The following is a 12,269-nucleotide window of genomic DNA, read 5'->3' as shown; positions in this document are numbered from 1 at the left end:
TTATCCAAACAAACGGGTTATATCGTTAAAGAAGGCCACCATCATCAGCATCAGCATGACGGCAAGGCCGAAGCGCAGGCCGATGGCCTGGATGCGCTCGCTCAGCGGTTTTCCGCGTATCCATTCGGCGGCATAATACACCAAATGCCCGCCGTCCAAAACCGGAATGGGCAATAAATTCATGATTCCTAAGCTGATACTGACCAGCGCGAGAAATTCCACATAGCTTTGCAGGCCGTATGAAGCGGTTTTGCCCGCCACGTCGGCAATGGTTATCGGGCCGGAAATATGGCTCAAAGATGCCTGTCCGGTCAACAGCTTACCGAAAAATTTCACCATCATCACCGAATAATCCACGGTTTTCTGCCAGCCCATCTCAAACGCTTGCGGCACGGTGGGGGTGTATTCGTGGCGGATTTTCTCCATCCACGCCTGATCGCTCTGCGGGGCAACGCCCGCCCTGCCGATCAAAGTGCGGTCGGGCAACTCTTCCGAATCAGGGCGCAAACGGGTTTCTAAGGTTTGGCCGTCACGCAGGTATTGTATGGTCAGGCTTTTACCGGGGCTTTGGCGGAATAGCGCCGACCAGTCCGACCAATAATGCAGCTGCCTGCCGTCGGCGGCCAGCAGCGTATCGCCTTTTTTCAACCCGGCGGCGGCGGCGGGGCTGCCCGGCAGCACTTCGCCCAACGTATTGGTGATTTTAAACGGCAACAGGCCGATGTGGCCCTGCTGTTTGATCACCTGCTCGGCATCCGGTGTGCCGGCAATGTCGATGGTGCGCACGGCGTTTTGGCCGCTTTGGGTTTCTACGGCCACGTTTACCTTAGCCGATTCGAGATTAAGCACGATTTCGTTACGGGCGGCGGACCAGTCGTTTACGGCCACGCCGTTAACCGACACGATTTTGTCGCCGGGCACAAAGCCTGCGCGGGCGGCGATGCTGGCCGGCTCCACCGTGCCCACATACGGGCGCAGCTCGGTAATGCCCATCGAAAAGCTCAGCCCGAACAACAACACGGCCAGCACCAGATTGGTGAGCGGGCCGGCCGCCACGATGGCGATGCGCTTGGCGGGGTGCTGTTTGTCGAAAGCGTAAGGCAGGTCGGCTTCGGCCACGTTGCCTTCACGGGTATCGACCATTTTCACATAGCCGCCCAGCGGTATCGGCGCCAAACACCATTCGGTGTCGCCGCGCTTTTTCTTCAGAAACGGCTTGCCGAAGCCCACCGAAAAGCGCAGCACCTTCACGCCGCACCAGCGCGCCACGATATAGTGGCCGAATTCGTGCAGGCTGACCAAAATCAAGATGGCGACGGTAAAGGCCGCAACGGTAGTTAACATGGGTTCCCCAAAGTTTTGTTTTCTTTCGTTTGAAACAGTGTTTTCAGACGGCCTGCCGTTTTATCGGGCCGTCTGAAAAGATTTTGATTTTACAGCAGTCTGTACGGCTTATTACAAGCGGGTTTGCACAATGGTTACAGAACTTTAAACATCGGCCGCCGCCGATGGCTGTCAGACGACCTCTCTACCGCGCCAACGCAGCAATACCGTTTTGTGCTTGCGCGCGTGTTTGCGCATCTTGCGCCAGCAGGCTTCCGACATCGTTGAGGCCGTCTGAAAAACCTTGTTCCAAACAGTGCGACACCACGCGGGCGATGTCGGTAAAGCGGATTTTGCCTGCCAGAAAGGCGGCCACGGCTTCTTCGTTGGCAGCGTTCAACACGCATGGTGCGCCGCCGCCCGCGTGCATGGCGTCGTAAGCCAGTTTCAGGCAGGGAAAGCGTGCGAAATCGGGTTTGCGGAAGGTTAAGGCCGACAAGGCACCGAAATCCAGCGCGCCCACGCCCGATTCGATGCGTTCGGGCAAGCCCAGGCAATAAGCAATCGGCGTGCGCATATCAGGGTTGCCCATCTGCGCCAGCACCGAGCCGTCGCGGTAGCGCACCATGCTGTGGATAACGCTTTGCGGGTGCACCACCACTTCGAGCTTTTCGGGCGGGCAGTTAAACAGCCAGTGCGCTTCGATAAGCTCCAAACCCTTGTTCATCATGGTGGCGGAATCCACCGAAATTTTCTGCCCCATCGCCCAATTGGGGTGTTTGACCGCCTGCGCGGGCGTGATGCGGTCGAATGCGGCCAAATCTGTATCGAGAAACGGCCCACCCGAAGCGGTGAGGATAATCGACTCGATGCCGTGCGCGTTCAGACGGCCTGAATAATCCTGCGGCAACACTTGGTAAATGGCGTTGTGTTCGCTGTCCACCGGCAAAATTTTCGCGCCGCTTGCTCGGGCGGTTTCCATAAACAGCGCCCCCGACACCACCAGCGTTTCTTTATTGGCCAGATAAACGGTTTTGCCTGCGGCAGCGGCCGCCAGCGCGGAAGGCAGCCCGGCTGCACCCACAATGGCCGCCATCACGCCGCCAACCTCGCCCGCACTGGCCACGTCAATCAGGGCTTGCGCGCCGTAGAGCACTTCGGTGCGGCAGCGGGCGGATTCCAGCAACTGCTCCAGCGCGGCGGCGTGTTCGGCATCGGCCACCACGGCAAACTGCGGGTTGAATCGTTCGCACTGCGCGGCCAGCTTCTGCACCTGTTTGTGCCCGGCCAGCGCGAAAATATGGAATTTTTCGGGGTGGCGCGACACCACGTCGAGCGTGCTTTCGCCTATGCTGCCGGTGCTGCCCAAAATAGTTAAGACTTGTTGTGTCATGGTTTGGTTCTTTTGATTCAGGCCGTCTGAAAACACGATGCGGCCCGCGTTTGGTTTCAGACGGCCTATATATAGCGGATTAACAAAAGCCGAGGTAAGGGCGGGTCAACGCTGTTTCAGCTTCTGTTTATTCAGCCGAACAAAGCCATCATGGCCGCATACACGCTCAACACGGCAATCAGGCTGTCCACACGGTCGAACACGCCGCCGTGGCCGGGCAGAAGGTTGCTGCTGTCTTTGATGCCCGCCGAACGTTTGAACCAGCTCTCGAGCAGGTCGCCGCCTATGCTCACGGCGGTCAGCACCCAGCCGGTGAGCACGGCGCCGAACCATGAAACGTCGAAAGCCAGCCAGCCCGCGCTGTTCACCCAAATCATATAAACGGCCACGCACAATGCGCCGCCGAGCGCACCTTCCCAGCTTTTACCCGGGCTGATGGCAGGGGCGAGTTTGTGTTTGCCGAAGGCTTTGCCGCAGAAATAGGCGGCAATGTCGGCCACCCACACCAAGCCCATGATTGCCAGCAGCGATACGGCCGATTCCGCACCCGGGCGCAACGAAACCAGTGCAAACCAGAAAGGCAGCATCAACATCAGGCCGGTGGCGTAGGCTTTCCAATCGGCTTTGAGCGGCCATTTCTTATACAGCCACAAAGGCATCAGCAGCAGCCAAAACGCCAGCACCGCCAGCCACGAAACCGCGGGAAGCTGCCAGCCGCCGGCATAGGCGGTGATGCCGAACACGGCGGTGGCGGCAAGATAGTGGTGATTTTGCGTTTTTTCCATGCCGCTCATGCGGGCGTATTCCCACAGCGCCAACAGGGCAATCAGGCCGCTAAAAGCCGCCCACAGGCCGTCTGAAGCCCAAAACAGCATGCCCAACATTAAGGGCAGCAAAATCAAAGCCGTGATAACACGTTGTTTCAGCATCATTCGCTCCGTTGCTGTTCGGCGGGAAGCTGCTCGCTGGTGCGGCCGAAGCGCCTTTCGCGGGTTTGGAAAGAGCGTATGGCGGTATCCAGCGCGGCATCGTCGAAGTCAGGCCACAGGGTGTCGGTAAAATACAGTTCGGCGTAAGCCATCTGCCACAGCAGGAAATTGCTGATGCGGGTTTCGCCGCCGGTGCGGATAAACAAATCCGGCTCGGGCGCTTCGGAGAGCATCAGGTGTTTGGCCAGCGCTTCTTCGGTTACTTCGGCGGCGCCCTCTTCTATCAGCCGGTTAACCGCCTGCAGAATGTCCCACCGGCCGCCGTAATCAGCCGCCACGGTAACGGTGAGTCCGGTGTTGCCTGCGGTTAACGCCTCGGCGGCAGCGATGCCCTGCTGTATCGGTTCGCTGAAGCGGCTGCGGTTGCCGATCACTTTCACGCGCATATTGTTTTCATGCAGGCGCTGCACCTGTTTTTGCAGCGCCTGCAAAAACAGCCCCATCAAAAACGATACTTCCTCTTCGGGGCGGCGCCAGTTTTCGGTGGAAAATGCAAACACGGTAAGGTATTGCACGCCCAGTTCGGCGCAGCGCTTGACCATGTTTTCAAGCGCATCAAGGCCGCGCTTGTGCCCCATCACGCGGGGCAGGAAGCGCTTTTTCGCCCAGCGGCCGTTGCCGTCCATAATCACGGCGATATGGCGCGGGATACGGGTGTGCGCCAAAATGGTTTGCGTGCTGCTGTTCATGTGTGCATTCCTTGCAGAAGAACGGGGCGGGAAAGGCCGTCTGAAAACCGCCGCAGGGTGTCGGCCCGAGGCTTTCAGACGGCCTTCGGGCGTTAAATCGCCATCAAGTCTTCTTCTTTAACCGCCAGCATTTTATCGACTTCGGCGATATATTTGTCGGTGAGCTTCTGAATCTGCTCTTCACCGCGGCGGGCATCGTCTTCGGAAATTTCTTTGTCTTTCAGCAAACGTTTGAAATCGTTGTTGGCATCGCGGCGCACATTGCGGATGGCCACACGGCCTTCTTCTGCTTCGCCGCGCACCACTTTGATCAGGTCTTTGCGGCGCTCTTCGGTCAGCATGGGCATGGGCACGCGGATAACGTCGCCCATGGCGGCGGGGTTCAGGCCCAGATTGGAATCGCGGATGGCTTTTTCCACTGCGGCGGCCATATTGCTCTCATACACTTTCACGCCGATGGTGCGCGCATCAAGCAGGGTAACGTTGGCCACCTGACTCACCGGCACGGGGCTGCCGTAGTATTCCACTTCCACTTGGTCGAGCAGGCCGGTATGGGCGCGGCCGGTGCGCACTTTGGCCAGGTTTTCGCGCAAAACTTCAAGCGAACGCTGCATTTTGGCATCGGCGGTTTTTTGAATGTCGTTAATCATTGTTACACTTCCAAAACTAATAAAATCAATCAGATAATCACAAAGGCCGTCTGAAAGCCGCAGCCGGGGCGGCCTTTATCCGAGAATAACAAGCCATAGTACCGCGCTTGGCCGTTTCCGACAAGTTTGCCGGGCGGTTTGGTGCAGTTTGTATTTGGGCTTTAACCAGGCTTTCGGGCTGTTAGAAGGCCGTCTGAAAATGTTTTTCAGACGGCCTTTTGATAATGCACCCGCTTAGCAATGCACCAGCGTGCCTTCGTCTTCGCCGGCAATCACGCGCTTGAGGGCACCGTCTTTGGCGATGCCGAACACGACGATGTTCAGCTTCTGTTCGCGGCAGAGAGCGAAGGCGGTGGCGTCCATCACGCGCAGGTTTTTGTTGATGGCTTCGTCGAAGGTGATGGTTTGGTAACGGGTGGCGGAGGGGTCTTTTTTCGGGTCGGCGGTGTACACGCCGTCGACATTGGTGGCTTTAAGCATGATGTCGCAGTTCATCTCGGCGCCGCGCAGTGAGGCGGCGGTGTCGGTGGTGAAAAAGGGGTTGCCGGTGCCGGCGGCGAAGATCACCACTTTGCCCTCTTCGAGATATTGGATGGCTTTGGGACGGGCATAGGTTTCGGCGATTTGCTGCATGGAAAGGGCAGATTGCACGCGGGCTTTGATGCCGAGCGATTCGAAGGCGTCTTTCAGGGCCAGCGCGTTCATCACGGTGGCCATCATGCCCATGTAGTCGGCGGTGGCGCGGTCCATGCCCTGCGCCTGGGTGGCCACGCCGCGGAAGATGTTGCCGCCGCCGATAACCACGGCCACCTGTACGCCCATATCGACCACTTCTTTCACTTGGCCGACAATCTGCATGATGGTGTCGCGGTTGATGCCGAAGGCGTCTTTGCCCATCAGGGCTTCGCCGGAAAGTTTCAATAAAACGCGCTTGTATTTGGTTTGCTGTGTCATGGGATACCTTGCTTTCTTCGGGTTTGGGGAGGCCGTCCGAACGGTTTCAGACGGCCTTTTCGATATTCGGCGGCAACGTTTTCCGAAAACAATGTGATTGTATTGTGTTCTTATTGGTTTTCAAAGTGTTGTGTAAAACTGCTTTCAAAAAAAAGCACCCCGATTCTGCATGAATCCGAGTGCTTTTTTGTTACGCGGCGGTTTACACCTTGGCAGCGGCGGCTACTTCGGCTGCGTAATCGACTTCTTTTTTCTCGATGCCGTCGCCCACTTTATAACGCACGAAACGCACGACTTCGGTGCCGTTCTCTTTCAGGAACTGGGCAACGGTTTGGTCGGGATTCATCACGAATGCTTGGCCGTTGAGGGTGATTTCGGCCAGGAATTTTTTGATGCGGCCTTCAACCATTTTGGCGGCGATGTCGGCGGGTTTGCCGGATTCGATAGCTTGCTGGGTGTAGATGTGGCGTTCTTTTTCAACGGTTTCGGCATCTACTTCGGCTTCACTCACGCATTGCGGTTTGGCGGCAACGATGTGCATGCCTACTTTGCGGGCGATGTCTTCGGAACCTTTGTATTCAACCAAAACGCCTTCGGTAGCCAGCGCGCCGTGGATATAGGCGGTGAGGCTGTTGGGGGTTTCGATAACTTCGAAACGGCGCACGGACATATTTTCGCCCAGTTTGGCGATGATGGCTTTGCGCTCTTCTTCCACCAGTGCGCTCAGCTCTTCAACGGTGGCCGGTTTTTTGGCGGCGGCGGTTTGGGCTACGGAATTGGCGAAAGCCACGAAGCCGGCGTCTTTGGCAACGAAGTCGGTTTCGCAGTTCACTTCCACCAGCGCGCCGGTATTGCCTTCGATGGCGAAAGCCAACACGCCTTCGGCAGCGGTGCGGCCTGCCAGTTTGCCGGCTTTGGCGCCGGATTTGATGCGCAGGATTTCTTCGGCTTTTTCCATGTTGCCTTCGGCTTCAACCAGCGCTTTTTTGCATTCCATCATGCCTAAACCGGTGGCGGCGCGCAGGTCGGCAACCATTTTTGCAGTAATTTCTGCCATTTTGAATCTCCTAGAATTTTGAGGGCGCGGCAATCAGGCCGCGTTTGGGAATCTTGGGGCCGTCTGAAAAGTTTGCTTGGTTTTCAGACGGCCTGTTTTAGAAAAAGGGGCATACCGCCCCTTGTTTCAACGCCTTATTCGGCAGCGGCTTGGGCGGCTGCTACGGTTTCCTGCAAGGCTTGGTTTTTGCCTTCCAAAACGGCGTCGGCGATGCCGCGGCAGTATAAGCGGATGGCTTTGGCAGAATCGTCGTTACCGGGGATAACGTATTTCACGCCGTCGGGGCTGTTGTTGGTGTCCACCACGGCAATCACGGGGATGCCCAGTTTTTCGGCTTCTACCAGCGTGCCTTTTTGGTAGCCGGTGTCAATCACGAAAATGGCGTCGGGCAGACCTTTCATGTTTTTGATGCCGCCCAAAGAACGCTCCAGTTTTTCAACGTCGCGCTGCATTTCGAGGATTTCTTTTTTGCTGTAACCGCTCTCGGCAGCGTTTTCCAAAGCCGCGGCTTTTTCTTCGAGGCGTTTGATGGACTGCTTCACGGTTTTGTAGTTGGTGAGCATGCCGCCCAACCAACGGTGGTCAACGAAAGGCATTCCGGCGCGGGTGGCTTCTTCGCGCACGATTTCGCGGGCTTGTCGCTTGGTACCTACAAACAGCACGGTGCCTTTGTTTGCAACCAGACGGCGCACGGCTTCTTGGGCCTCTTGGAACAGCGGCAGGGTTTTTTCCAGGTTAACGATGTGGATTTTGTTGCGCGCGCCGAAAATGTATTGCTCCATTTTCGGGTTCCAGTAACGGGTTTGGTGGCCGAAGTGAACGCCGGCTTCGAGCATCTGGCGCATGGTAACTTGAGACATGATTTTCCTTTAAAGGGTTAAGGCATACACTTTCACGCATAGAACCGGCCTTGCGGCGGCACCCTTTCGCGTAAAGTGCGGGCGTTGTTAAAAAATAATAAAAGTTTTCACGAATGAAAACTGGCGGATTATATAGGATTGGAGGCCGTCTGAAAAGGGGTTTTCTTGATGGCGGATTAAATTCAAGCTGCCATCGGGCCGGTTTGTTAATCCGCTCTATCTTCCGCCTTATCTTCCTGCATTTTCATCAATTTGTTGCGCCGCCGCGTTTTCACCACCCAAAATGCAAACAGGCTCGGCTGCACCGACCAAAACAGCAGATAAATCAGGGCGCGCGCGATACCGGGCTGGGCGGCGGCGAACAGCACGGTAACGAATAAATAGCCGATGGCGATGATGTGCCACATGGGGTTGGTTCCTTGGAGTCGGAGTTTTGCGGGTTTCAGACGGCCTGGTGCAACCGCCCCGCCAGCGGGTTATGCCGGCTTTTGCACGATTTGGCGATACAATGCGGAAGGCGCTTGATTGTACACCAAAGCATAGAGGCCGCCTGAAACGGTTTTTTATCATCATTCAAAATAAAATGATACGGTGCTGTCCCGCCTTGTCGCTTTTTTATTTTGAACGGCTTATACACACCACTTTGAGGAGAACACCATGACCAACGTCCGCCCTTATTTGGAGCATTATCCGCAAATCGACGAAAGCTGCTATATCGACCCGGCCGCCGCCGTTATCGGCGAAGTGTCGCTGGCCGGGAGCGTGTCGGTATGGCCGTTTGCGGTGTTGCGCGGCGATGTGAACAGCATCACCATCGGTGCGCGCAGCAATGTGCAGGATTTGAGTATGCTGCACGTTTCGCACAAAACCCCGGCCAAGCCCGAAGGTTCGCCGCTGGTTATCGGCGAAGACGTAACCATCGGCCATAAAGTGATGCTGCACGGCTGCATTATCGGCAACCGCGTGCTGGTGGGTATGGGCACGATTATTCTTGACGACGTGGTAATCGAAGACGATGTGATGATAGGCGCGGGCAGCCTGGTTCCGCCGCGCAAGCGGCTCGAAAGCGGCTATCTTTATGTGGGCTCGCCGGTGAAACAGGTGCGCGCGCTCACCGATGAAGAGAAGGCGTTTTTAGTGTATTCGGCCGAGCATTATATGCGGGTGTCGGCCAACCATAAGAAAACGCTGAATCCGGCGGAATAACGGGTTTCAGGATTTGCTTTTGTTCGGGCCGTCTGAAATACCCGGCCGGCGCCATACCCGGGCTTGGCTCGAGTATGGCAAAAAACCGGTATTTTCAACTCCGGGTCTGTTTTCCTGCCAAGCCTATCTGTATAAGTTTTTCATTTTCAATAGATTAATCAAAATCCTGCGTAAAAATTTCGCTATTTTCGTAAAGGCTATATTAGAATGCGCCCTGTTTTCAGACGGCCTGTTGCCGTTTGATAAAAACATCAAAAGAAAGAAGAGCTTTTATGAATACACAATCGCTTCATGATTTGGTTAACGCCATCAGCGGCCCTTTGTGGGAAGGATTGATTTTCCTGCTGGTCGGCACCGGCCTGTTTTTTACGCTGGCCACCGGCTTCGTCCAATTCCGCCTGTTCGGGCGCAGCATTAAAGAAATGCTGGGCGGCCGCAAAGCGGGCGACGACCCGCACGGCATCACGCCGTTTCAGGCTTTCGTTACCGGCCTCGCCAGCCGCGTGGGTGTGGGCAATATCGCCGGTGTGGCGATTGCGATTTCGCTGGGCGGCCCCGGCGCGGTGTTTTGGATGTGGGTAACGGCGCTGATCGGCATGAGTTCGGCCTTTGCCGAATCTTCGCTGGCGCAGCTGTTTAAAATCCGCGACCATAAAAACGGCCATTTCCGCGGCGGCCCCGCGTATTACATTGCACAGGGCATGGGGCAGAAATGGTTGGGCGTGCTGTTTGCCTTAAGCCTGATTTTCTGTTTCGGTTTGGTTTATGAAGCGGTGCAGGCCAATTCGATTGTGGCGGCGGCCGAAGTTGCCTGGGGCTGGAACAAACACGCCGTGGGCGTGGGCTTGGTGATTCTGACCGCGCCGATTATTTTCGGCGGCATCCGCCGCGTGGCGCACGTGGCAGAGTCGATGGTGCCGATTATGGCAGGCTTTTATCTGTTGATGGCGCTGTATGTGATGGCGGTGAATATCAGCGAAGTGCCGCGCGTGTTCGGCCTGATTTTCAGCACCGCGTTCGATTTTAAAGCGGCCGGCGGCGGCCTGCTCGGCTCGATGATTTCTGCGGCGATGATGAACGGCATCAAGCGCGGCCTGTATTCCAACGAGGCAGGCCAGGGTTCTGCGCCGAATGCGGCGGCGGCGGCCGATGTGAAGCACCCCGTGTCGCAAGGTATGATTCAGATGTTGGGCGTGTTTATCGACACATTAATCGTGTGTTCGTGCACCGCGTTTATCCTGCTGCTCTCCAACGTTCATGCCAGCGGCTCCACGCTCACCGGCGTGCAGCTCACCCAAGCGGCGCTGGTTTACCATGTGGGCGCATGGGGTGCGGATTTCTTAGCTATCGTGCTGTTTTTGTTTGCCTTTTCAACCATTATCGGTAACTACGCTTATGCCGAATCAAACATCCAATACCTCAACAACCACTGGCTGCTGTTGGCGGTGTTCCGCATGGCGGTGCTGGGTATGGTGTATTTCGGCGCGGTAAACAGCGTGCCGCTGGTGTGGGATATGGCCGACCTGACTATGGGCACGATGGCCTTAATCAACCTGATTGCGATTCTGGCGCTCAGCCCGCTGGTGTTCCTGCTGCTGAAAGACTATTCGGCCAAGCTGAAAATGGGCAAAGACCCGGAATTCAAACTCTCCGAACACCCCGGCTTGAAACGCCGCATCAAATCGGATATTTGGTAAACCAGCCTCTGCTTGTGAAAAAACCGCCCGTTTCGGGCGGTTTTTTTAAGCGGGCACGGCAGAATCCAAGCATTTCAGACGGCCTGAGACCTTTGCAAAATACCTTAAGGCCGTCTGAAATGCTTAAATACCGTCATTCCCGCGCAGGCGGGAATCCAGCCTTTAAACCATCAAGTATTTTATTTCAATAGCTTACAAAAAAACGACTGGATTCCCGCCTGCGCGGGAATGACGATAATCAGATGTTTCAGACGGCCTAAATAAATTCTGCAAAGGTCTCGGCCTCAAAATGTTTTGCACAGGCCCTGGTTTTCAATTTCCGCCATCGCCGCCGATATGGTTCAGCAAACGGTATTGCACGCGGATAAACTCGTCCAGCACCGACTGCTGGATTTCCAGCCGCCGCTGCACCGGCGAGGCGAAGCGCACCACGATGTTGTAAACCCTGTCGTCGTGCGGCACGCGGGTGATGCGCGGCTCGGCGGCGGGCGTGATAAACAGCTTTTGCGTCTGCACCGCCTCCAAATGCCGTTCGATAACCTTGATATAGGGGGCGCACAGGCGTTCGAGCAATTTGCCGAGCACGGGCACGATGGCGTCGGAATCCAAATGAATCGGCACAGGGATTTCAAACGTGTGAATCACATAAATATCGAGCACGTTGTCGCGCTGCACCGAATGCGACAGCAGCAGGCTGTTGGGAAACGACACGGTTTTGCCGCTCAACTGCCCCACCAGCGGGTTGGGGCCGATCTGCATCATCAGCGTGTTGAGCAGGTTGATATCGACCACCCGCCCGCGCAGGCCGTTCACTTCGATGTAGTCGCCCACCGAATATTGTTTGGTCGAAGCCCGCAGCAGGCTGCCCGACAGGCACATAATCAGCTCTTTGGTGGCCAGCACAATCGCGGCGGCCACGGCAAACATCGACAGCGCCAGCGTTTGGATTTGCGCCGCCCAGATAATCGCCAGCCCGAACACCACCATAATCAGCGTAACGTTGCGGCTGCTTACCACCCAACGGCGTTTGTCTTCGATTTCCATTGCGGGGTGGCTGCGGAAATGCGCCTGAAGAATCACGCCGCGCAGGAGCAGTATGCCGATAATCATGATGGCGGATTCGAGCACTTCCGCTTTCACGGGGCCGTTTTGAATATATTGGTTGAGTGTTTCCCACATAGTTGTTTGGTTTTCCATAATTTATGCTTTCAGACGGCCTTTATTATAAGGCCGAGACCTTTGCAAAAAAACCAATTCAACCCTGAAAAGGTTTGTGTCTCGTCATTCCCGCGCAGGCGGGAATTCAGCCCTAAAATCATCAAGTATTTTATTTCAATAACTTATGAAAAAACGACTGGATTCCCGCCTGCGCGGGAATGACGATGGTTGAATATTTCAAACGGCCTAAACGAATTTTGCAAAGGTCTCGAACCTGTTGAAGGCGGCGAACA

At 55.9% G+C, this 12,269-nt stretch carries 12 protein-coding genes; 2 read left to right on the top strand and 10 right to left on the bottom strand.

The window, feature by feature from the left end; translation table 11 throughout:
• The 9 genes from rseP to NQ012_RS05995 form a co-directional block, all read right to left on the bottom strand.
• Positions 1–1,344, bottom strand: a complete 1,344-nt coding sequence (gene rseP / locus NQ012_RS06035) for an RIP metalloprotease RseP (RefSeq protein ID WP_257066707.1) — start codon at positions 1,342–1,344, stop codon at positions 1–3.
• 184 nt (positions 1,345–1,528) lie between these two features.
• Entirely contained in the window at positions 1,529–2,716 is a 1,188-nt protein-coding gene (gene ispC / locus NQ012_RS06030; protein WP_257066706.1) for a 1-deoxy-D-xylulose-5-phosphate reductoisomerase, read from the bottom strand.
• 131 nt (positions 2,717–2,847) lie between these two features.
• Positions 2,848–3,645 carry a phosphatidate cytidylyltransferase gene (locus NQ012_RS06025; protein WP_257066705.1) on the bottom strand — a complete coding sequence of 266 codons (798 nt, stop codon included), beginning with the start codon at positions 3,643–3,645 and terminating at the stop codon, positions 2,848–2,850.
• Complete coding sequence (locus NQ012_RS06020; RefSeq protein WP_257066704.1) at positions 3,645–4,394, bottom strand: isoprenyl transferase; 750 nt, start codon at positions 4,392–4,394, stop codon at positions 3,645–3,647. The genes NQ012_RS06025 and NQ012_RS06020 overlap by 1 nt, the downstream gene beginning before the upstream one ends.
• Before the next feature lie 92 nt (positions 4,395–4,486).
• On the bottom strand, positions 4,487–5,044 hold the full coding sequence (gene frr, locus NQ012_RS06015; protein ID WP_085365453.1) for a ribosome recycling factor: 558 nt from the start codon (positions 5,042–5,044) through the stop codon (positions 4,487–4,489).
• A 234-nt stretch (positions 5,045–5,278) separates the two neighbouring features.
• Positions 5,279–5,998 carry a UMP kinase gene (gene pyrH, locus NQ012_RS06010; protein WP_054600429.1) on the bottom strand — a complete coding sequence of 240 codons (720 nt, stop codon included), beginning with the start codon at positions 5,996–5,998 and terminating at the stop codon, positions 5,279–5,281.
• A 202-nt stretch (positions 5,999–6,200) separates the two neighbouring features.
• Entirely contained in the window at positions 6,201–7,055 is an 855-nt protein-coding gene (gene tsf, locus NQ012_RS06005) for a translation elongation factor Ts (RefSeq protein ID WP_257066703.1), read from the bottom strand.
• A 134-nt stretch (positions 7,056–7,189) separates the two neighbouring features.
• On the bottom strand, positions 7,190–7,915 hold the full coding sequence (rpsB, locus tag NQ012_RS06000; protein WP_257066702.1) for a 30S ribosomal protein S2: 726 nt from the start codon (positions 7,913–7,915) through the stop codon (positions 7,190–7,192).
• Positions 7,916–8,121: 206 nt separating this feature from the next.
• On the bottom strand, positions 8,122–8,322 hold the full coding sequence (locus NQ012_RS05995; RefSeq protein WP_257066701.1) for a hypothetical protein: 201 nt from the start codon (positions 8,320–8,322) through the stop codon (positions 8,122–8,124).
• A 250-nt stretch (positions 8,323–8,572) separates the two neighbouring features.
• Between NQ012_RS05995 and NQ012_RS05990 the strand changes: the two genes are divergently transcribed.
• A complete protein-coding gene (locus NQ012_RS05990) occupies positions 8,573–9,121 on the top strand; it encodes a gamma carbonic anhydrase family protein (RefSeq protein ID WP_257066700.1) in 549 nt (182 codons plus the stop codon).
• 272 nt (positions 9,122–9,393) lie between these two features.
• A complete protein-coding gene (locus NQ012_RS05985) occupies positions 9,394–10,818 on the top strand; it encodes an alanine/glycine:cation symporter family protein (RefSeq protein WP_257066699.1) in 1,425 nt (474 codons plus the stop codon).
• Positions 10,819–11,130: 312 nt separating this feature from the next.
• On the opposite strand, the gene NQ012_RS05980 is transcribed toward NQ012_RS05985, so the two are convergent.
• Positions 11,131–11,997, bottom strand: coding sequence for a mechanosensitive ion channel family protein (locus NQ012_RS05980; protein WP_257066736.1), 867 nt, complete (start codon positions 11,995–11,997; stop codon positions 11,131–11,133).
• Positions 11,998–12,269 lie beyond the last annotated feature (272 nt).

Source organism: Neisseria dentiae (assembly GCF_024580525.1).
GTDB classification, from domain to species: domain Bacteria; phylum Pseudomonadota; class Gammaproteobacteria; order Burkholderiales; family Neisseriaceae; genus Neisseria; species Neisseria dentiae_A.
The sequence above is the reverse complement of the archived record's forward strand: the minus strand, read 5'-3'. Positions and strand labels throughout refer to the sequence as shown.

Coding starts and splice junctions, on each gene's coding strand:
- rseP (WP_257066707.1), bottom strand. CDS start 1,344: ATGTTAACTACCGTTGCGGCCTTTACCGTCGCCATCTTGATTTTGGTC.
- pyrH (WP_054600429.1), bottom strand. CDS start 5,998: ATGACACAGCAAACCAAATACAAGCGCGTTTTATTGAAACTTTCCGGC.
- frr (WP_085365453.1), bottom strand. CDS start 5,044: ATGATTAACGACATTCAAAAAACCGCCGATGCCAAAATGCAGCGTTCG.
- ispC (WP_257066706.1), bottom strand. CDS start 2,716: ATGACACAACAAGTCTTAACTATTTTGGGCAGCACCGGCAGCATAGGC.
- rpsB (WP_257066702.1), bottom strand. CDS start 7,915: ATGTCTCAAGTTACCATGCGCCAGATGCTCGAAGCCGGCGTTCACTTC.
- NQ012_RS05990 (WP_257066700.1), top strand. CDS start 8,573: ATGACCAACGTCCGCCCTTATTTGGAGCATTATCCGCAAATCGACGAA.
- NQ012_RS05995 (WP_257066701.1), bottom strand. CDS start 8,322: ATGTGGCACATCATCGCCATCGGCTATTTATTCGTTACCGTGCTGTTC.
- NQ012_RS06020 (WP_257066704.1), bottom strand. CDS start 4,394: ATGAACAGCAGCACGCAAACCATTTTGGCGCACACCCGTATCCCGCGC.
- NQ012_RS05985 (WP_257066699.1), top strand. CDS start 9,394: ATGAATACACAATCGCTTCATGATTTGGTTAACGCCATCAGCGGCCCT.
- NQ012_RS06025 (WP_257066705.1), bottom strand. CDS start 3,645: ATGCTGAAACAACGTGTTATCACGGCTTTGATTTTGCTGCCCTTAATG.
- NQ012_RS05980 (WP_257066736.1), bottom strand. CDS start 11,997: ATGTGGGAAACACTCAACCAATATATTCAAAACGGCCCCGTGAAAGCG.
- tsf (WP_257066703.1), bottom strand. CDS start 7,055: ATGGCAGAAATTACTGCAAAAATGGTTGCCGACCTGCGCGCCGCCACC.